Raw genomic sequence first — 17,762 nt, 5'->3', positions numbered from 1 at the left:
CTCAAAGGAACTACCTCGACGAGGAGGTAATTCATATATTACTGGCTGTGTTTCGGCACGCTGTTGAGTTCTCAAAGAACACGCGCACACCGCAGCTAATCTCCGAAGAGAGTCGCTTCCGGGGCTGTGTCGTACTTAAGCTTTGTGGTTGAAACTTCCGACGCCCTTGGCCTCTGAGCTCAGACGAGCTACCGGCTGGGTCTTCGTCGTTTCTAGATCACCCACTCTACCACAGTCTGTGGAAGCTTGGTTCGTGATCTGTGTCGCGCTCCGTTCCGGTGTTCCCGGCCCGTTCCTCGCTGACATGGAGAAAGTTACACGCACGCCAACGCAGGGTCAAATCGGGGACATCACGGCCGCCCACGATCAGAAACCGCAGGTCAGCAGCCCCGTACAGGACCCATGAACACGCTATCCCAGGCTCGATCCCGGCACACTGTGACCGCGATCACAGTCAGAAACATCGGAGGCCGCCGGTCCCGAGTGGGACCGGCGGCCTCCTACGACCAGAACATGCAGGTCAGAGCTCTACCTCGACGCCAGCGTTGTTCCGCTTGCCGCGGCGGAGCACCAGCCACTTGCCGTGGAGCAGGTCCGACGACGCCGGCTTCCACTCCTCGTCGGTCACCTTCGCGTTGTTCACGTAGGCACCGCCCTCGTTGACCGTCCGCCGCGCGGCACCCCGGCTCTCGGCCAGGCCCGACGCGATCAGCAGGTCGACGATCGTGGGCTCGTCCGCCAGCCGCACCTTGCCCTTGGGCGCCTCGGCCAGCGCCGCTTCCAGCACGGACGCGTCGAGGTCACGCAGCTCGCCCCGGCCGAAGAGCGCCGACGACGCGAGGATGACCTGCTGCGTCGCGCGCTCTCCGTGCACCAGGTCGGTGAACTCCTGCGCGAGACGCTTCTGAGCGGCCCGCTGGTGCGGCGCCTCCGCGGTCTGCTTCTCCAGCTCGTCGAGTTCCTCACGCGTGAGGAACGTGAACAGGCGGAGGTAGTTCAGCACCGTGACGTCGTCGACGTTCACGAAGTACTGGTACCAGGCGAACGGCGACGTCAGCTCCGGGTCGAGCCACACGCTGCCGCCACCGGTGGACTTGCCGAACTTGCGGCCCTCGGCATCGGTGACCAGCGGCGCGGTCAGGGCGTGCACGTGCTTGCCCTCGACCCGGCGGATGAGGTCGACACCGCCGACGATGTTGCCCCACTGGTCCGAGCCGCCGACCTGCAGCGCGGTGCCGTACTTGCGGTGCAGCTCCAGGTAGTCGTTCGACTGCAGCAGCAGGTAGCTGAACTCGGTGTACGACATGCCGTCGCCCTCGAGGCGCCGCTTCACGGTCTCCCGGGACAGCATGACGTTGACCGAGAAGTGCTTGCCGACGTCGCGCAGGAACTCCAGCGCGCTGACCTGGCCGGTCCAGTTGAGGTTGTTCTCGACGATCGCGCCCGTGGGCGAGTCGTCGAAGTCGACGAACCGCTCCAGCTGACCGCGGATGCGATCGGCCCACTCGGCGACGGTGTCCAGCGAGTTCAGCGTGCGCTCACCGGTGTCGCGCGGGTCGCCGATCATGCCCGTGGCGCCACCCGCCATCACGATCGGCCGGTGCCCCGCCCGCTGGAAGCGCCTGAGCATGAGCAGCGGGACCATGTTGCCGGCGTGCAGCGACGGCGCCGTCGGGTCGAAACCGCAATAGAGCGTGAGCGGGCCGGCGTCCAGGTCCTTCCGGAGTGCGTCGAGGTCGGTGGACGTCGCGATCAGGCCGCGCCAGGACAGTTCGTCAAGGATGTGCTCGCTCACGGCTGTCATTGTCGCCTACCTGGTCCAACGGGTTTCGACCTGGTAGGCGGACGGGTATGCGGAGGCCATGACGGACCCACGTGATTCGGAGTTACGCCGGCCTACCGAGCGCATGCCGCGCGTGAACGAACCGGTGGTCGAAGAGGTCGTCGAGCGCGACGACGACTACCGAAGGGTGCGGACGGTGCGAACCGTCTGCGCGGTCATCGACATCGTGTGCTGGACGTTCGCCATCGTGCTGTTGGTGCACATCTTCCTGGTGATCACGGGTGCGAACGCCACCAACGGGTTCTTCCAGTTCGTCGCGGGCTGGGCGGACGGGATCACGCTCGGCCTCGACGGTCTCTTCACACCGGAGAACGCCTCCGCGGCGACGCTCCTCAACGAGGGCCTGGCCGCTCTCTTGTGGCTGATCATCGGTGCGTTGCTGACCAACCTGATCACTCGCGTCGCGCTGCCCTCCGGACACCGGCGCGCCTGGTACCGCAGGACTACGGCCGGCCGCTGACGACGCGGCGCGGCAACTCCACGCCAAGGCTCCCGGCCCAGTCGAGAGCCTTGGCGAGCGAGCGTTCGCCGGTGAGTGTGGCGGCGGCGGGGCGCACGGTGCACCGCCGCCACTGCTCGGTGTTCAGCGTCAGGTGATCGACCTGCGGCAACGACTCGACGTCCACGTCCGCGCGGGACACGTCGAGGACGCGCAGCATCGGCAACTCGGTGCAGTTCGACAGGCGCACCTTCGATCTTGAGGCGGGTCAGCCGCTGGAACGCGGGCACGGTGACGTCTGTCGCGGTGATTTCGAGATGTTCCAGCGGCAGATGGGCCAGGGCTTCGAGCTGCAGACTCCCTCCGCTCAGTTTCAGGTCCTGCAGGTCCGCCATGCTCGCAAGCGGCGCCAGATCAACGTCGCGCAGCTCGTGCAGGCCGAGCTCACGCACCGTCGGGAACTCGTTCACCAGGTAAGCGACCACGTCGACCTCGTAGTCCGTGACGTCGAAGTGACCCTTCATGCCGGACGACTCGGGGCGTTCGGGCGAACGGTGCCACTCGGTCACCGAGTCCGCGAGGAGTTCGAGCGGGTAGCAGCCCAGGGAAGGCTGGATGACCTGGCCGACGCGACCACGCGGGCCGGGAGCGAGGTCGACGCACAGGGTCTCGCCGGACGGATACCGCACGATCGGCACCCAGAGCGGATGGTGGCCGACGAGCCGCACGGCGTCTCGGGGCGCGGTGCACGGGATCGGCTCAGCCCAGTTGCCCGGGTCGTGCGCCAAGAGAGCCTCGTTGTCCAGAAGTTGTTGTCGTACAGTCAGGATCTCGTCCGCGGGCAGCAGCACGTGGTCGCCGAAATCAGTGACACCGCTGCGGTACAGCTCGTGCACCTCGGCCGGCAGCGGCACGCCGAGCTCGGCCTCGACGGCCGCCAACGGGCCGGTCGCCGGCACCTCGGTCCGCTCGTACGGCGGAATGACGTGACGTGGCCGTGGTTCCAACACGACGGTGTAGCTCGGCGGCAGGTAGCCGGTGCCCTGGTCGATGCCGTCGGTCAGGAGCGCTGTGAACGCACCGTCCGGCTCCACTCGCATCTCGACGACCACGTTTCCGTCATCGCCGAGCGCGGCCAACGACTTGAGGTGGTGTACGCGTGTCTGATCGTCTGACGGACCGGCTGAGACACGTGAGTTCGTGTACCCGCTTTCGCACATGGCGCGCAGCGTCAGATAGTCCCACCCCGCCTTGACCTCGGCGACGAGTTCGGCCGCTACTGCGGCCAGCTTCTTCTCCACGTTGTCCCCCCAGGACGTCGAACGGGCCCGTACCTTAGCCCGGTGGCCGAGTACGAGTTCGACGTCGCCCCATCGTTCGCCGAGCAGGACCGCGCCCAGGTCGAGCCGGTCGTCCGGCGCTTGGAGGAGCTCGGCGTCAAGGTCTACTACGACGAGGACCAGGTCGTCGCGCGGTGGGGCCTCGACCTGGTCGAGCACATCGCGGAGACGTTGACGCACAAGGTCCGCTACGTGCTGATGTTCGCTTCACGGCACTACGTCGAACACAACTGGGCACGGCACGAACGCAAGACCGCGCAGGCACGAGCTCTTGGGCAGCAGAACGAGTACCTGCTGCCCATCAAGCTCGACGACACCGAGGTGCCCGGCCTGCTGTCCAGCATCGGTTACCTGGACCTCCGCGTGCACGACACCGAAGTGATCGCGCAGTCCGTCGTGCAGAAGCTCGCCCAGCACCGCGCCGAGTTCACCTCGTCGACCCCGATCACCCCCAAGTCGGTGGCCGCGCTGGTCAGGGAGAAGCCACGCGGCTGGGAATACCTCCTCTACGCAACCGTTGTGGCGCAAGGGCTTGCCGATCTCCAGCAGAAGTACCGCGAGCACTTCCTCCGCTACTCGCCGCGCAACGGCATCGTCGAGCACGGCAACGGCATCGACCTGATCCGCGACCGCAACGTGCTGCTGGGCGAGATCATCAAGGTCGCCGTGGAGTCCGTCTTCACCGCCGGCACCCAGGAGGCCGCGTTCGGCAGGGCCGGCGAGGCGGGCGACGCGGACCGGATCGTGCACCTCGGCGAGTTGTTCGTGCGCACGTTCGACGAGATCCTCGACTGGGCGCGGGGCATCCACGGGACCAGCTACGCGCACGAGCCCGCCCGTGCCGCCGCTCGGGTGCAGGCGCGGTTCGCGGACCGGCAGCTGGAAGCCATGCACGCGGTGGCGCGGGATCTGCGCGAGGTGGCGGACACCCTGGTCGAGCGGTTGACCGCCGGGGAGCGGATCGACATGACGGTGCCGCTGGTGTTCGAGGTGGAGCCGTCGTTGGAGCAGGAGTTCAAGGCGGCGCTGGAGAGGCTGTCACGCTGACGAGCGGCGCTTGCCGCCTCTCTTGTACGTCGACACGGCCGGTGAGTCGATCCAGAACCGCCAAGGCACGTCCATCGCCACGGCCACACCGACGCGCGGACCCGCGTGCACCTTCGTCGCCGGCTCACCCGCATACAACCGCACGGGCGAGTCAGGAGAGGTCAGGTCCACGCCGTTCTGAGAACGATCCAGCCCGAGGACCTTGCACAGCCGTGCGGGTCCTTTGCCCAGTTCGGCCGCGGAACGCGAAGCAGGGCGGCGAGAGAAGGCGATGTCCTCGCCCGAAACGACCTCGGCCGCGCGCAACAGCACCGCGCCCGGTACGCCGTCGGTCAGGGTCACGACGTTGGCGCAGAAGTGCATGCCGTAGACGAAGTAGACGTACAGGAAGCCGGCCGGGCCGAACATGACCTCGTTGCGAGGGGTCTTGCCGCGGTAGCAGTGGGACGCCGGGTCGTCGCCTCCCCGGTACGCCTCCACCTCGACGATGCGCACGCGCACGCCGCCGGCTTCGAGAAAGGACCCGAGGAGGAGCCGGGACGCATCGACCGGGTCGATGGCCAGCTCCTCCCTGGTCAGGAGCCTAGAACTCACGTGCGGAAGCAGCCTTTGCCACGAGTGCGTCGAGCTGTTCGCGGACGCGTACGGGTGCCGTGCCGCCGTGGGCGTCGCGCGACGCGATCGAGCCCTCGACGGTGAGCACCGAGCGGACCTCGGGGGTCAGGGCGGGTGAGATGGCGCGGAACTCGTCGTCGGTCAGGTCTTCCAGGCCTACGCCGCGGGTCTCGGCCGCGCGGACGCACGCGCCGGCTGCCTCGTGGGCCACTCGGAACGGGACGCCTTGGCGCACAAGCCATTCCGCGATGTCCGTGGCCAGCGTGAAGCCGGCCGGAGCCAAGGACGCCATGCGGTCGACGTCGAACTTCAACGTCGCCACCATGCCCGCGAAGGCCGGGAGGAGGAGTTCGAGCTGCTCGACCGAGTCGAACAGGGGCTCCTTGTCCTCCTGCAGGTCGCGGTTGTAGGCCAGGGGCTGGGCCTTCAGCGTGGCCAGGAGGCCCGCCAGGTTGCCGATCAGGCGGCCCGACTTGCCGCGCGCGAGTTCGGCGACGTCCGGGTTCTTCTTCTGCGGCATGATCGAGCTGCCGGTGGACCAGGCGTCGTCGAGCACCGCGAAGCGGAACTCGGCGGTGGTCCAGATGATGATCTCCTCGGCCACGCGGGAGAGGTTCACGCTGATCATGGCCAGCACGAAGGCGATCTCGGCGGCGAAGTCGCGGGAGGCGGTGCCGTCGATCGAGTTCTCGACCGGGGCGTAGAAGCCCAGGTCGGCGGCCACCTTCGCCGGGTCCAGGCCGAGCGAGGAACCGGCCAGCGCGCCCGAGCCGTACGGGGAGAACCCGGCGCGCTTGTCCCAGTCGTGCAGGCGGTCGACGTCGCGCAGCAACGCGTGGGCGTGCGCCAGCAGGTGGTGCGAGAGCAGCACGGGCTGGGCGGACTGCAGGTGCGTGCGGCCCGGCATGACGGCGCCGAAGTGCGTCTCGGACTGCGCGGCCAGGGCGTCGACGACGTCCAGCACACCGGCGGCGACACGGCGGGCGGCGTCACGCAGCCACATGCGGAACAACGTGGCGACCTGGTCGTTGCGGGAACGGCCGGCGCGCAGCTTGCCGCCGAGCTCGGTGCCGGCGCGGTCGATCAGGCCCCGCTCCAGCGCCGTGTGGACGTCCTCGTCCTCCAGCACCGGGGTGAACGCGCCGGACTCGACGTCGGCGAGCAGCTCGTCCAGCGCCTTCTGCATGCCGGCGAGCTCCTCGTCCGACAGCAGACCCGCGGCGTGCAGCACACGGGCGTGCGCGCGCGAGCCCGCGATGTCGTACGGCGCGAGCCGCCAGTCGAAGTGCGTCGACAGCGACAGCCGTGCCATCGCCTCGGCCGGTCCCGACTCGAACCGGCCACCCCACAAAGAACTCATTGCACGCAACTTTCAGCTAGCGAAGTCGTAGAGCGATTCTTCCGAACGGGCCACCAGCCCGACGACGCGCCCCTGGTACAGCGCGACGTCGACCTCGCCGGAACCCGACGGCAAGGCCATCCGCGCGACCCGCACGGCGACCGAGCCCAGGCTGGACCTGACGACGCCGGCGCGGAAGTTGAGCTCGCGGACGGCCTCGGCGACGGAGACGGTCTCGCCGTCCACCGCCACCGGGACACCCGCGTCGAACGTCAGAACGGCGTGGACGGGCTCATTCATCGACGGAACCCGAGGCCAGCGCGGTGATCCGGTCGGCGAGCTCGGATCCGGTCATCGGCTCGCGGGCCACGACCAGGATCGTGTCGTCACCCGCGATCGTGCCGACGACCTCGTGCAACGCCGCGCGGTCCAGCGCGGAGGCAAGGAACTGCGCGGCACCGGGCGGAGTCCGCAGCACCGCGAGGTTGCCGGAGTAGTCCGTCGACACCAGCAGCTCGCCCAGCACGCGGACCAGGCGCGTCGTGCCGCCCTGGACGCCGCGCACGGGACTGCCGTCCTCGGGGATCACGTAGACCGGCGCACCGCCGTCAGGGCCGCGCAGCTTGACCGCGCCGAGCTCGTCGAGGTCGCGCGACAACGTGGCCTGCGTGACGTCGATGCCTTCCGCCGCAAGCAGTTTCGCGAGCTCGGACTGGCTGCGCACGGCACGCTGCGACACCACCTCGACGATGCGGCCCTGACGGGCGGTGCGGGTCATGACGACTGCTCCAGCAACCACACGAGCAACGCCTTCTGCGCGTGCAGCCGGTTCTCCGCTTCCTGCCACACCAGCGACTGCGGGCCGTCGAGCACCTCGTCGGTGATCTCCCAGCCGCGGTGCGCGGGCAGGCAGTGCAGCACCGTCGAGTCGGGCTTGCCCGTCGCCTCCAGCAACGAGGCGTTCACCTGGTACGGGCGGAACGGGCCGACGCGGTCCTTGCCGTCGTTCTCCTGCCCCATCGACGTCCAGGTGTCGGTGACCAGCACGTCCGACCCGTCGACCGACTCGCGCGGGTCGCTGATCAACGCCACCGAACCGCCGGTCTCGGCGGCCCGCTTCTTGGCGTCCTCCAGGAACTGCGGGTTCGGCACGAAGCCGGCGGGTGCGCCGATCCGGACGTGCATACCGGCCGTGGCACCGCCGAGCAGCAGCGAGTGCGCCATGTTGTTGGCGCCGTCGCCCAGGTACGTCAGCGTCAGACCGGCCAGCTTGCCGTAACGGCGGCGGATCGTCTGCAGGTCCGCGAGCACCTGGCACGGGTGGAACTCGTCGGTAAGCGCGTTCACCACGGGAATGCGCGACACGGAGGCCATCGCCTCCATGCGGGCCTGGGCGAACGTCCGCCACACCACGGCGTCCACGTACCCGGACAGGATCCGCGAGGTGTCCTCGATCGTCTCCTCGCGGCCCAGCTGCATCGACCGGCCGTCGATGATCACCGGGTTGCCGCCGAGCTGCGCGATGCCGACCTCGAACGACAGCCGGGTGCGCGTGGAGTTCTTCTCGAAGATCACGGCAACGGACTTGGGGCCAGCCAGCGGCTTCGCGGTGAACCGGTCCGCCTTGTAGGTGTCGGCCAGGTCGAGAACGGCCGCCTGCTCCTCGGTGGAGAGGTCGTCGTCGCGCAGGAAGTGCCTCGGGCTCACGGCGTCTCCTCGAAGAAAGTGGGAAGCGCGGCGACGAAGGCCTGCGCGTCGGACTCTTCCAGCACCAGGGGCGGAGCCAGCCGCAGCACGTCGGGCTGGATCGGGTTGATCAGGTAACCGGCCTTCTGCGCGGCCGCCGCGGCCTTCGCCGAGACCGCCTCGCGCAGCGTGATGCCGAGCAGCAGACCCGCTCCCCGGACTCCGGAGATCGCGGGGTGGTGCAACGCCTCCACACCCGCGGCGATCTCCTTGCCCACGGACGAGGCGTGCTCCAGCAGGCCTTCCGAGGCGATCGTGTCGAGCACCGCGAGCCCGGCGGCGCAGCACACCGGGTTGCCGCCGTACGTCGTGCCGTGGTGACCGGGCTTGAACAGCTCCGCCGCCGCGCCGAAGCCGATCGTGGCGCCCAGCGGCAGGCCGCCGCCGATGCCCTTGGCGAGCGTCATGACGTCGGGCACGATTCCGGCCTGCTGGAACGCGAACCACGTGCCGAGGCGGCCGATGCCGGTCTGCACCTCGTCGAGGATGAACAGCGCGCCGTGCTCGGCGGTGATCCGGCGGGCCTCCTGCAGGTAGCCGGCGGGCGGCACCATGACGCCCTGCTCGCCCTGGATCGGCTCGACGATGAACGCCGCGGTGTCGTCGCCGATCGCGGCCTCGAGCGCTGCCACGTCACCGAACGGGATGTGCGAGACACCGGGCACGAGCGGTGCGAACGGCGCGCGCTTCGCCTCCTGGCCGGTGAGCGTCAGCGCGCCCATCGTGCGGCCGTGGAACCCACCGATCGTGGAGACGATCTTCGTGCGGCCGGTCAGGCGGGCCATTTTGAGCGCGGCCTCGTTGGCCTCGGCGCCGGAGTTGCAGAAGAAGACCTTGCCGGGCTCCCCCGCGAGGTCCAGCAGGCGTTCGGCGAGCTTCAGCGCGGGCTCGTTGACGTACAGGTTGCCGGTGTGGCCGAGCTTCGCGATCTGCGTGGACACCGCCTCGACGATCGCCGGGTGGGCGTGGCCCAGGGCGTTGACGGCGAGGCCGGTCAGCAGGTCGACGTAACGGTTTCCGTCCGCGTCCCAGACGTGCGCGCCCTCACCGCGTTCCAGCTGCAGTGAAGGTGTGCCGTAGTTGTCCATCATGGACTGTTGCCACCGCGAGGTCACTTGCTGTCCCCCAAGACCATCGTTCCGACACCTTCAGTGGTGAAGACTTCCAGCAGCACCGAGTGGGCCAGCCTGCCGTCGATCACGTGCGCCTGCGGGACCCCGCCGCGCACCGCGCGCAGGCAGGCCTCCATCTTCGGCACCATGCCGCTTTCCAGGTCCGGCAAGATCTTCTCCAGCTCGGAGGCCCGGATCTGGTTCAGCAGCGACGACCTGTCCGGCCAGTTCGCGTACAGGCCCTCGACATCGGTCAGCACGACGAGCTTCTCGGCGCCGAGAGCGACCGCGAGAGCGCCGGCTGCCGTGTCCGCGTTGACGTTGTGCGGCACGCCGTGGACGTCCGGGGCGACCGACGACACGACCGGGATGCGGCCCGCGCGCACGATGTCGAGCACCGCGTCCGGGTTGACCTCGGTGATGTCGCCGACGAGGCCGATGTCGACCTCTTCGCCGTCCACGATCGCACCGCGGCGCGTGGCCGTGAACAGGTGCGCGTCCTCACCGGAGATGCCGACGGCGTAAGGGCCGTGCTGGTTGATCAGGCCGACGAGCTCACGCCCCACCTGCCCGACCAGGACCATCCGCACGACGTCCATGGCCTCCGGCGTCGTCACGCGCAGGCCGCCGCGGAACTCGCTGTGGATGCCGAGCCTGTCCAGCATGGACTTGATCTGCGGGCCGCCGCCGTGCACGACGACCGGACGCAGGCCGCACAGTCGCAGGAACACCATGTCCTCGGCGAACGCCTTCTTCAGCTCGTCGTCGACCATGGCGTTGCCGCCGTACTTGACGACCACGAGCGCGCCGCGGAAACGCTCCAGCCACGGCAGCGCCTCGACGAGGACTGCCGCCTTCTCTTGTGCGTTCATGAGGAGTAAGCGCTGTTCTCTTCGACGTAGTCGTGGGACAGGTCGGTGGTGAGCACCGTGGCTTCGGCCTCGCCGACGTTGAGGTCGATGACGATCTCGATGTCGCGGCCGGACAGGTCGGCCTCGCCGCGGTCGCGGTCGCGGGTCCCGTTGCGGTACAACGACACGCCGTTGATCAGGATCTGCAGCACGTCCGGGTCGATCTCGGCGTCCGCGCGGCCGAGCGCCATCGCGATGCGGCCCCAGTTCGGGTCGCTGCCGAACAGTGCGGTCTTCACCAGGTTGTCCTCGGCGACGGTCCGTCCGATGTGGACGGCCTCGGCCTCGGTGGCGGCCTGCTTGACGGTGATGCTGATTTCCTTCGTCACGCCCTCGGCGTCGCCCTGGAGCTGCTTGACCAGGTCCCCCGCGACCTCGGTCAGCAACGCGGTGAAGTCCTCGAACGAGGGCTCGACACCCGAGGCGCCCGAGGCCAGCACCAGCACCGTGTCGTTGGTGGACGTGCCGCCGTCGACGTCGAGCCGGTCGAACGTGCGGCCCGTGGCCAGGCGCAACGCCTTGTCCAGCGAGTCGCCGGAGATCTTGGCGTCGGTGGTGATGACCGACAGCATCGTGGCCATGTTCGGGGCGAGCATGCCCGCGCCCTTCACGAACCCGCCGACCGACCAGCCCTGCTCGGAGGCCTTCCACGACTGCTTGGGGCGGCTGTCCGTGGTCATGACGCCGGTGGCGGCGTTGAGCCCGGCCTCCACCGTGGAGTCCAGTTCCTTCGCGACGTTCTCGACGCCGGTCAGGATCTTGTCCATCGGGAGGCGCTCACCGATCAGGCCGGTGGAGCAGACCGCGACGTCGACGGCCCCCGTGCCGAGCACCTCGGCGACCTTCTCCGCGGTGGCGTGGGTGTCCTGGAAACCTTCGGGGCCGGTGCACGCGTTGGCGCCGCCGGAGTTGAGCACGACCGCGGTGAGGCGCCGGGACTGGATCACCTGCTGCGACCACAGCACCGGTGCGGCCTTCACCTTGTTCGTGGTGAACACACCCGCGGCGGCGTCGGAGGGCCCGTCGTTCACGACGAGCGTCAGGTCGAGAGCGCCGGATTCCTTGATTCCGGCGGCGATCCCGGCGGCCCGGAAGCCCTGGGGTCCGGTGACGCCCTTGTTGCGGTTCACGGAGCGACTCCAACAGTCGAGAGGCCGGTCGTTTCCGGCAGTCCGAGAGCGAGGTTCATGCACTGGACAGCGGCACCGGCGGTGCCCTTGGCCAGGTTGTCGACAGCGGCCACGACCACGAGCCGGTTCAGGTCCTCGTCGACGGTGACTTGCAGCTGGACGGCGTTCGAACCGAGAACGGCGTTCGTCGTCGGCCAGAGACCTTCGGGCAGCAAGTGCACGAACGGCTCGTCCGCGTACGCCTTCTCGTAGGCCTCGCGAACGTTTGCGGTGTCTTTCAGGGAAGCAGTGCAGGTCGCGAGGATGCCGCGGGACATCGGCGCGAGCACCGGCGTGAAGCTGACCTTGATCGGCCGGCCCGCCGCGGCGCTCAGGTTCTGGGTGATCTCGGGCGTGTGCCGGTGGGCGCCGCCGACGCCGTACGCGCTGGCCGACCCCATGACCTCGGAACCGAGCAGGTTCGTCTTCAACGACTTGCCGGCGCCACTGGTGCCCGACACGGCGACGATGACGACCTCGTCCTCGATGAGGTCGACGGCCGGAGCCAGGGCCAGCGAGGACACCGTCGGGTAGCAGCCGGGAACGGCGACGCGGCGTGCGCCGACGAGCGCGTCCCGCCCGTTGGGAAGTTCGGGGAGCCCGTACGGCCAGGTGCCCGCGTGCTCACCGCCGTACCACCGCTTCCAGTCGTCGGCGCTGGTCAGCCGGTGGTCGGCGCCGCAGTCGATCACGAGCGCGTCGTCGCCGAGTTGCTCGGCCAGCGCGGCTGAGTGACCGTGGGGAAGTGCGAGGAACACCACGTCGTGGCCCTTGAGGGTCTCGACTGTGGTGTCTTGTAGTTCCCGGTCGGCGAGCGGCAGGAGGTGCGGCTGGTGCTTGAGCAGCTTGTCGCCGGCGCTGCTGTTGGCCGTCAGCGCGCCGATCTCGATGTCCGGATGGCCGAGTAGCAGGCGGAGCAGCTCGCCACCCGCGTACCCGCTGGCGCCCGCGACCGCGATCCTCACTGTCATACGCATGATTATGCACGGACATGCAAACTCACTCAACAGGAGCATGGCCACCTGGCCACCCGATCGGAGCCACCTGGCGCTGGGGGGCGCTGAACGCGGTCGACGATGATGATCCGCGTGAACGTGAAGGTGCGCGACGGGTTGTGGGCGGCAGGTGCCCTCCTGCTGGCGTTGGTGACGCTGTTCGCGCCGCTCGGCAGGCCCGTGCACTGGTGGCTGGTCGTGGCGTCCGCGGTGTGGGCGGCGGCGCTCGTGCCGATCAGCGCTCGCTGGCCGCGGTGGGCCATCGTGCTCACCGCTCCCCTCAACGGCGTCAACAACCTGCTCGCCATCGCCCCGACGTCGCTGGTGGTCTTCCGCGCGGCGCGGTCGATCCGTTCGCAGGGCCAGCTGTGGGCACTGGTGGGCGTCACGGTGGTGCTGCAGGCGGCGTTCGGCGGCCTGCACGCGTGGCGAGCGGGCGACAGCCTCTTCGAGTACCTGCTCGGCACGATGTTCTCGGTCGTGTTCCTGCTGATCTTCCCCGCCGTGTCCGGTGCGCTGGTCGGGCGGCGCAAGCCGTTGACGCAGGTGCTGATGGAGCGCAACGACTACCTGGAACACGCGCGCGCGTTGACGGCGAGCACCGCTCGTTCGGCCACTCGCGCCCACATCGCCAGCGAGATGCACGACATGCTCAGCCATCGGCTCCGGCAGCTGACCACACACGCGGACGCGCTGGAGCAGTCCGCCGCCGAACACGCGCCCGAGCTGCGCGAGCAGGTCGAACTGATCCGCAAGACGTCCGCGGTCGCGATGGAGGAACTGCGCGAGATCCTCGGCGTGCTGGGCACCTCCTCCGAGCACGACGAGGACGCCGGCACGCGCGCGGACGTCGAACGGCTCGTGGCGGCGTCTTCCGCGGCGGGCCTTTCCGTGTACCTCGACTGGTCAGGCGCTGATCTGGCCGATGCCGACGCACGCCTGCGCAGGGCGGTGCATCGGGTCGTGCGTGAAGCACTCACGAACGTGCACAAGCACGCCCCGTCAGCCCGGACTCGGGTGGCTGTGACCGTCGCCGACCGGGTGCGGGTCGAGGTCGCCAACGGTCCCAGCGCGGCACCCCGGGGGGCCGGCACCCGGCGCGGGCTCATCGGCCTGGAGGAACGCGTCGAGCTGATCGGCGGGTCGTTCCTCGCCGGGGTACCGGCGGGCGGCGGGTTCCGGGTGCTGGCCGACCTGCCGTCGCACCCCGTCGTGCAGGAGGAGACCGGTACGACGGGTGCGGTGGCGGAGGCGCCACCGCCGATCACCGCCGAGGTCCTGACGATGCCGCGCGTGGTCGGCAGCGGCTGCCTGGCCACGCTCTCGCTGGTTCCGGCGCTCGGCACGGCGTTCGTGCTGCTCCTGGTCGCCGTCTTCAGCCGCAGCGAGATCAGCCCGGAGGAGTTCGAGAAGTTCGAGAAGTCGGTCACGCACGAGGAGGACGTCACCGAGAAGTTCGGGTTCGGCGTCCCCTCGGACCACACCGGGTGCTACCGCTACCACGTCGAGGGCTCCGACGACCGCGACTTCGAGGTCTGCTTCGACCGGAACAGTGCGCTCATGACCGCGAAGAGGGAGCTCGCCCGATGAGGTACGTCTGGACGCTGCTCGCGTTCCTGGTCGGCCTGGTGCCGCTGATCGCCCCGCTGGCACCGGTCCCCCATCCCGCGCTGACGGTCGCGACCGCGGTGTGGATCGCCGCGCTGGTGTGGATCGCGCCGGACAGGCCCGAGTGGGCGCTGCTGCTCACCGCGCCGCTCTTCGCGGTGAACAACCTGTGGGCGCAGGCCATCACGACGTTCGTGGTCTTCGCCGCGTGCCGCCGCCTCCCGCCCCTGGGCCGGTTGTGGGCGGTGCTCGGGATCATGACGCTGCTGCAGACCGCCTTCAGCCAGCTGCAGGAGAGCTACCGGAGCATGCCGCTCTGGGAGGCCGTGACCGGCGCGATCGTCGGTTCGGTGTTCTTCGTGCTGTTCCCGGCCGTCTCGGGCATGCTGCTCGGCCGCCGCAGGCCGATGGTCCGGCTGCTGCAGGAACGCAACGAGTACCTCGAACGCGCCCGCGCCCTGACCGCCGCGTCCGCCCGCGCCGAGGAACGCGCGCACATCGCCGGCGAGATGCACGACATGCTCGGCCACCGGCTCAGCCTGATCTCCATCCACGCCGGGGCGCTCGAGCTCACGACCGCCCGCAAGGCCCCCCAGCTGCACGAGCAGGCCGAACTGATCCGCACCACGTCGTCGCTCGCGATGGCCGAACTGCGCGAGATCCTCGGCGTGCTGCGGACGAACCCCGAGCCCGAGTCGCTCGACGAGGACACCGGCACCCGCTCCGACATCGCCGCGCTGGTCGAGGGATCCGGGCTCAGCGCGACGCTCGACTGGTCCGGTGACGACCTGCACGGTGCCGACCAGCGCACCCGCCGCGCGGTGCACCGGGTGGTCCGCGAGGCCCTGACCAACGTCGCCAAGCACGCGCCGTCCGCCCGCACACGGGTGCAGGTCGCGGTCCAGGGAGGCCGGGCCCGCATCCAGGTGGTGAACGGCCCGTCGCCGGCGACGCCCGGCAAGGGCACCCGGCGCGGCCTGATCGGGCTGGAGGAACGCGTCGGGCTGCTCGGCGGGTCGTTCAGCGCGGGTCCGCCGGTCGAGGGCGGTTTCCGGGTGGCGGCGGACGTGCCGCTGAACCCGCCGGCCCAGGCGGACCTGACCGCCGCCGAGGTCGAGGAGGTGCCTCCGCCGCTCGCCGCCGAGGTGCTGACCGTGCCGCGCGTGCTGGGTGGTGGCTGCCTCGGGCTGCTGACGCTGCTGCCGGTCGCGGGCGCACTGATCATGTTGCTGCTCTTCGCGTTGCTCAACCCGACGCAGATGAACGCGCCGTACTTCGACTCGTTGCGGGTGGGTGTCACGTCCGAAGCGGACGTGTTCGAGGAGTTCGGCATCGGGCAGCTCGGCGTGGACGGGTGCTCGCGGTTCCGGACGTCGCACAACCCCGAGCTCTCCTACAAGCTGTGCTTCCGCGACGGCAAGTTGTCCTCGAAGGAGCAGGAGCGCACGTAGGCTGCTGGTCGTGATCCGAGTTCTCATCGCCGACGACGAAACGCTCATGCGGGCCGGCATCCGGCTGATCCTGGAGAACGACCCCGAGATCACCGTGGTCGCCGAGGCCGGTGACGGCAGGCAGGCCGTCGAGCTGACGCTGAAGCACACGATCGACGTCGCGTTGCTCGACATCCGCATGCCGGGCGGGGACGGGCTCAAGGCCGCCGAGCAGATCGCGGCGAGGGCCCACGTCGTCATGCTCACGACGTTCGGCGAGGACTCCTACGTGGCGCAGGCGCTGAAGGTCGGCGCGACCGGGTTCCTGCTCAAGGACACCCCGCCGCAGGAGCTGATCAACGCCGTCCGCAAGGCCGCGCGGGGCGAACCGATCCTGGCCCCGCAGATCACCAAACGCCTGATCGAGAAGCACCTCATCGCACCGGACGACGGCCCGGAGGCGCGCCGCAAGATCGACGCGCTCACCGAGACCGAACGGGGCGTGCTGAAGCTCGTGGGCGAAGGGCTGTCCAACACCGAGATCGGCGAGCAGCTCTTCATGGCGACCGGCACGGTGAAGGCGCACATCAGCCGGATCCTGCCCAAGCTGGAGTGCTCCAACCGCGTGCAGGCCGCCATCGTGGCCCACGAGGCCGGTCTCACCCGGTCGTGATCACCGGGTCGTGAAGCGGTCCAGCGCGCGGATCTTGTTCGTGGCGTCCAGTGCCGCGACCTTGTAGGCCTCGGACAGCGTCGGGTAGTTGAAGACCGTGTCGACCAGGTAGTCGACCGTGCCGCCGCAGCCCATCACGGCCTGACCGATGTGCACGAGGTCCGTGGCGCCGGTGCCGAAGACGTGCACACCGAGGATCTTGCGGTCCACAGTGGACACCAACAGCTTCAGCATGCCGTACGCGTCGCCGACGATCTGGCCGCGCGCGAGCTCGCGGTACCGGGAGATGCCGACCTCGTACGGCACCGCGGACGAGGTCAGCTCGGCCTCGGTGGCGCCGCAGTAGGAGATCTCGGGGATCGTGTAGATGCCGATCGGCTGCAGCGAGGTCAGTTCGTGCACCGGCTCGCCGAACGCGTGGTACGCGGCCAGCCGGCCCTGGTCCATCGACGTCGCGGCCAGCGCCGGGAAGCCGATCACGTCGCCGACGGCGTAGATGTGCTCGACCGGCGTGCGGTAGTGCTCGTCGACGGACAGGCGGCCGCGGTTGTCGGCCTCGATGCCGGCGGCGGCGAGGTTCAGCTTCTCGGTGGTGCCCTGACGGCCCGCCGAGTACATGACGGCGGCGGCCGGGATGCGCTTGCCCGACGCCAGCGTCGTGATGGTGCCGCCCTGCGACACCTCGACGTTGACGACCTTCTCGCCGAAGCGGAAGGTGACGGCCTGGTCGCGCAGGTGGAACTTCAGCGACTCGACGATCTCGGGGTCGCAGAAGTCCAGCATCCGCTCGCGCTGCTCCACGACCGTCACCCGCGTGCCGAGGGCGGCGAACATCGAGGCGTACTCGATGCCGATCACGCCCGCGCCGACGACCACGAGCGACGCCGGGATCTCCTGCAGCGCGAAGACCTCGTCGGAGTCGAGGATCCGCTCCTCGTCGAAGTCCACCACGGAGGGACGGGCCGGTGTCGTGCCGGTCGCGATGACGATGTACTCGCCGGTGATCGTGGTGTGGTCGCCGCGGTGGCTCCCGTCGACGGCGATGGTGTGCTCGTCGAGGAAGCGGCCCCAGCCGTTGAGGAGGTCGATGCCGTTGCGGTGCAGCTGCGCGCGCACGACCTGGACCTCGCGGCCGATCACGTGCTGCGTGCGGGCCATCAGGTCGGTGATCGTGATGTCCTGCTTGACGCGGTAGCTGGCGCCGTACAGCTCGCGCTGGCTCATGCCCGTCAGGAACATGACGGCTTCGCGCAGCGTCTTCGACGGGATGGTGCCCGTGTTCGCGCAGACACCGCCGACCATCTCCTGCTTGTCGATGATCGCAACGCGCTTGCCCAGTTTCGCACCCGCGATCGCCGCCTTCTGGCCACCAGGGCCAGAGCCGATGACGATCAGGTCGTAGTCGTACGGCGTCATGGCCGTCACCCTACTAAGACGGATTCGATTCCACCCCCGAACGAAATATGAACCTTGCGATGAATGGTGACGTGCGTAC

At 69.2% G+C, this 17,762-nt stretch carries 16 protein-coding genes and 2 pseudogenes; 5 read left to right on the top strand and 13 right to left on the bottom strand.

Annotated elements, in window-relative coordinates:
* Nucleotides 1-520: 520 nt before the first annotated feature.
* Nucleotides 521-1,795 carry a tyrosine--tRNA ligase gene (gene tyrS, locus AB0M48_RS27410; RefSeq protein WP_363847140.1) on the bottom strand — a complete coding sequence of 425 codons (1,275 nt, stop codon included), beginning with the start codon at nucleotides 1,793-1,795 and terminating at the stop codon, nucleotides 521-523.
* Nucleotides 1,796-1,907: 112 nt separating this feature from the next.
* Here tyrS and AB0M48_RS27405 point away from each other — a divergent pair, with 112 nt between their 5' ends.
* Nucleotides 1,908-2,303: a hypothetical protein gene (locus tag AB0M48_RS27405; RefSeq protein ID WP_363847138.1), complete on the top strand. Its 396-nt coding sequence runs from the start codon at nucleotides 1,908-1,910 to the stop codon at nucleotides 2,301-2,303.
* On the opposite strand, the gene AB0M48_RS27400 is transcribed toward AB0M48_RS27405, so the two are convergent.
* Nucleotides 2,287-2,502 (bottom strand): hypothetical protein, encoded by a 216-nt coding sequence (locus AB0M48_RS27400; RefSeq protein ID WP_363847137.1) that lies wholly within the window; start codon nucleotides 2,500-2,502, stop codon nucleotides 2,287-2,289. The genes AB0M48_RS27405 and AB0M48_RS27400 overlap by 17 nt on opposite strands.
* 394 nt (nucleotides 2,503-2,896) lie before the next feature.
* Nucleotides 2,897-3,382 (bottom strand): annotated as a pseudogene (locus tag AB0M48_RS27395) (SMI1/KNR4 family protein); the annotation flags it as partial.
* Nucleotides 3,383-3,625: 243 nt separating this feature from the next.
* On the opposite strand from AB0M48_RS27395, the gene AB0M48_RS27390 reads away from it, so the two are divergent.
* Nucleotides 3,626-4,669: a TIR domain-containing protein gene (locus AB0M48_RS27390; protein ID WP_363847135.1), complete on the top strand. Its 1,044-nt coding sequence runs from the start codon at nucleotides 3,626-3,628 to the stop codon at nucleotides 4,667-4,669.
* On the opposite strand, the gene AB0M48_RS27385 is transcribed toward AB0M48_RS27390, so the two are convergent.
* The 9 genes and pseudogenes from AB0M48_RS27385 to argC all read right to left on the bottom strand — a co-directional run bounded on the left by AB0M48_RS27385 (nucleotide 4,661) and on the right by argC (nucleotide 12,532).
* Nucleotides 4,661-5,263: a DNA-3-methyladenine glycosylase gene (locus AB0M48_RS27385; protein WP_363847133.1), complete on the bottom strand. Its 603-nt coding sequence runs from the start codon at nucleotides 5,261-5,263 to the stop codon at nucleotides 4,661-4,663. The two genes, AB0M48_RS27390 and AB0M48_RS27385, sit on opposite strands and share 9 nt — an antisense overlap.
* Entirely contained in the window at nucleotides 5,253-6,644 is a 1,392-nt protein-coding gene (gene argH / locus AB0M48_RS27380; protein ID WP_363847131.1) for an argininosuccinate lyase, read from the bottom strand. The genes AB0M48_RS27385 and argH overlap by 11 nt, the downstream gene beginning before the upstream one ends.
* A 165-nt stretch (nucleotides 6,645-6,809) precedes the next feature.
* Nucleotides 6,810-6,902, bottom strand: a pseudogene (locus AB0M48_RS27375) (argininosuccinate synthase); the annotation flags it as partial.
* Between the two features lie 13 nt (nucleotides 6,903-6,915).
* Entirely contained in the window at nucleotides 6,916-7,401 is a 486-nt protein-coding gene (locus AB0M48_RS27370; protein ID WP_319981950.1) for an arginine repressor, read from the bottom strand.
* Entirely contained in the window at nucleotides 7,398-8,330 is a 933-nt protein-coding gene (gene argF / locus AB0M48_RS27365; RefSeq protein WP_363847129.1) for an ornithine carbamoyltransferase, read from the bottom strand. Before argF ends, AB0M48_RS27370 begins: the two co-directional genes overlap by 4 nt.
* The gene (locus tag AB0M48_RS27360; protein WP_363847162.1) at nucleotides 8,327-9,460 is read right to left on the bottom strand and encodes an acetylornithine transaminase; all 1,134 of its coding nucleotides are present in this window, start codon (nucleotides 9,458-9,460) and stop codon (nucleotides 8,327-8,329) included. Before AB0M48_RS27360 ends, argF begins: the two co-directional genes overlap by 4 nt.
* A 20-nt stretch (nucleotides 9,461-9,480) precedes the next feature.
* Nucleotides 9,481-10,353, bottom strand: coding sequence for an acetylglutamate kinase (gene argB / locus AB0M48_RS27355; protein ID WP_363847127.1), 873 nt, complete (start codon nucleotides 10,351-10,353; stop codon nucleotides 9,481-9,483).
* The gene (gene argJ / locus AB0M48_RS27350; protein ID WP_363847125.1) at nucleotides 10,350-11,522 is read right to left on the bottom strand and encodes a bifunctional glutamate N-acetyltransferase/amino-acid acetyltransferase ArgJ; all 1,173 of its coding nucleotides are present in this window, start codon (nucleotides 11,520-11,522) and stop codon (nucleotides 10,350-10,352) included. The genes argB and argJ overlap by 4 nt, the downstream gene beginning before the upstream one ends.
* Nucleotides 11,519-12,532: an N-acetyl-gamma-glutamyl-phosphate reductase gene (gene argC / locus AB0M48_RS27345; RefSeq protein WP_363847123.1), complete on the bottom strand. Its 1,014-nt coding sequence runs from the start codon at nucleotides 12,530-12,532 to the stop codon at nucleotides 11,519-11,521. The genes argJ and argC overlap by 4 nt, the downstream gene beginning before the upstream one ends.
* 117 nt (nucleotides 12,533-12,649) lie before the next feature.
* Between argC and AB0M48_RS27340 the strand changes: the two genes are divergently transcribed.
* Genes AB0M48_RS27340 through AB0M48_RS27330 form a run of 3 tightly spaced genes read left to right on the top strand, consistent with a single transcriptional unit; the run spans nucleotide 12,650 to nucleotide 16,267 of the window.
* Nucleotides 12,650-14,146: a histidine kinase gene (locus AB0M48_RS27340; RefSeq protein ID WP_363847121.1), complete on the top strand. Its 1,497-nt coding sequence runs from the start codon at nucleotides 12,650-12,652 to the stop codon at nucleotides 14,144-14,146.
* Nucleotides 14,143-15,615, top strand: a complete 1,473-nt coding sequence (locus tag AB0M48_RS27335) for a histidine kinase (RefSeq protein ID WP_363847119.1) — start codon at nucleotides 14,143-14,145, stop codon at nucleotides 15,613-15,615. Before AB0M48_RS27340 ends, AB0M48_RS27335 begins: the two co-directional genes overlap by 4 nt.
* Before the next feature lie 10 nt (nucleotides 15,616-15,625).
* Nucleotides 15,626-16,267 (top strand): response regulator transcription factor, encoded by a 642-nt coding sequence (locus AB0M48_RS27330; RefSeq protein ID WP_363847117.1) that lies wholly within the window; start codon nucleotides 15,626-15,628, stop codon nucleotides 16,265-16,267.
* Here AB0M48_RS27330 and sthA read toward each other — a convergent pair whose 3' ends face one another.
* Nucleotides 16,268-17,683, bottom strand: a complete 1,416-nt coding sequence (sthA, locus tag AB0M48_RS27325) for a Si-specific NAD(P)(+) transhydrogenase (RefSeq protein ID WP_363847115.1) — start codon at nucleotides 17,681-17,683, stop codon at nucleotides 16,268-16,270.
* Nucleotides 17,684-17,762 lie beyond the last annotated feature (79 nt).

It is taken from the genome of Lentzea sp. NPDC051208 (assembly GCF_040682435.1).
GTDB classification, from domain to species: Bacteria; Actinomycetota; Actinomycetes; order Mycobacteriales; family Pseudonocardiaceae; genus Lentzea; species Lentzea kristufekii.
The sequence above is the reverse complement of the archived record's forward strand: the minus strand, read 5'-3'. Positions and strand labels throughout refer to the sequence as shown.

Bases quoted from the DNA above. Each gene is read 5' to 3' on its own strand.
- AB0M48_RS27405 (WP_363847138.1), top strand. From the start codon at position 1,908: ATGCCGCGCGTGAACGAACCGGTGGTCGAAGAGGTCGTCGAGCGCGAC.
- AB0M48_RS27400 (WP_363847137.1), bottom strand. From the start codon at position 2,502: ATGCTGCGCGTCCTCGACGTGTCCCGCGCGGACGTGGACGTCGAGTCG.
- argH (WP_363847131.1), bottom strand. From the start codon at position 6,644: ATGAGTTCTTTGTGGGGTGGCCGGTTCGAGTCGGGACCGGCCGAGGCG.
- AB0M48_RS27370 (WP_319981950.1), bottom strand. From the start codon at position 7,401: ATGACCCGCACCGCCCGTCAGGGCCGCATCGTCGAGGTGGTGTCGCAG.
- AB0M48_RS27360 (WP_363847162.1), bottom strand. From the start codon at position 9,460: ATGATGGACAACTACGGCACACCTTCACTGCAGCTGGAACGCGGTGAG.
- argB (WP_363847127.1), bottom strand. From the start codon at position 10,353: ATGAACGCACAAGAGAAGGCGGCAGTCCTCGTCGAGGCGCTGCCGTGG.
- argC (WP_363847123.1), bottom strand. From the start codon at position 12,532: ATGACAGTGAGGATCGCGGTCGCGGGCGCCAGCGGGTACGCGGGTGGC.
- AB0M48_RS27335 (WP_363847119.1), top strand. From the start codon at position 14,143: ATGAGGTACGTCTGGACGCTGCTCGCGTTCCTGGTCGGCCTGGTGCCG.
- sthA (WP_363847115.1), bottom strand. From the start codon at position 17,683: ATGACGCCGTACGACTACGACCTGATCGTCATCGGCTCTGGCCCTGGT.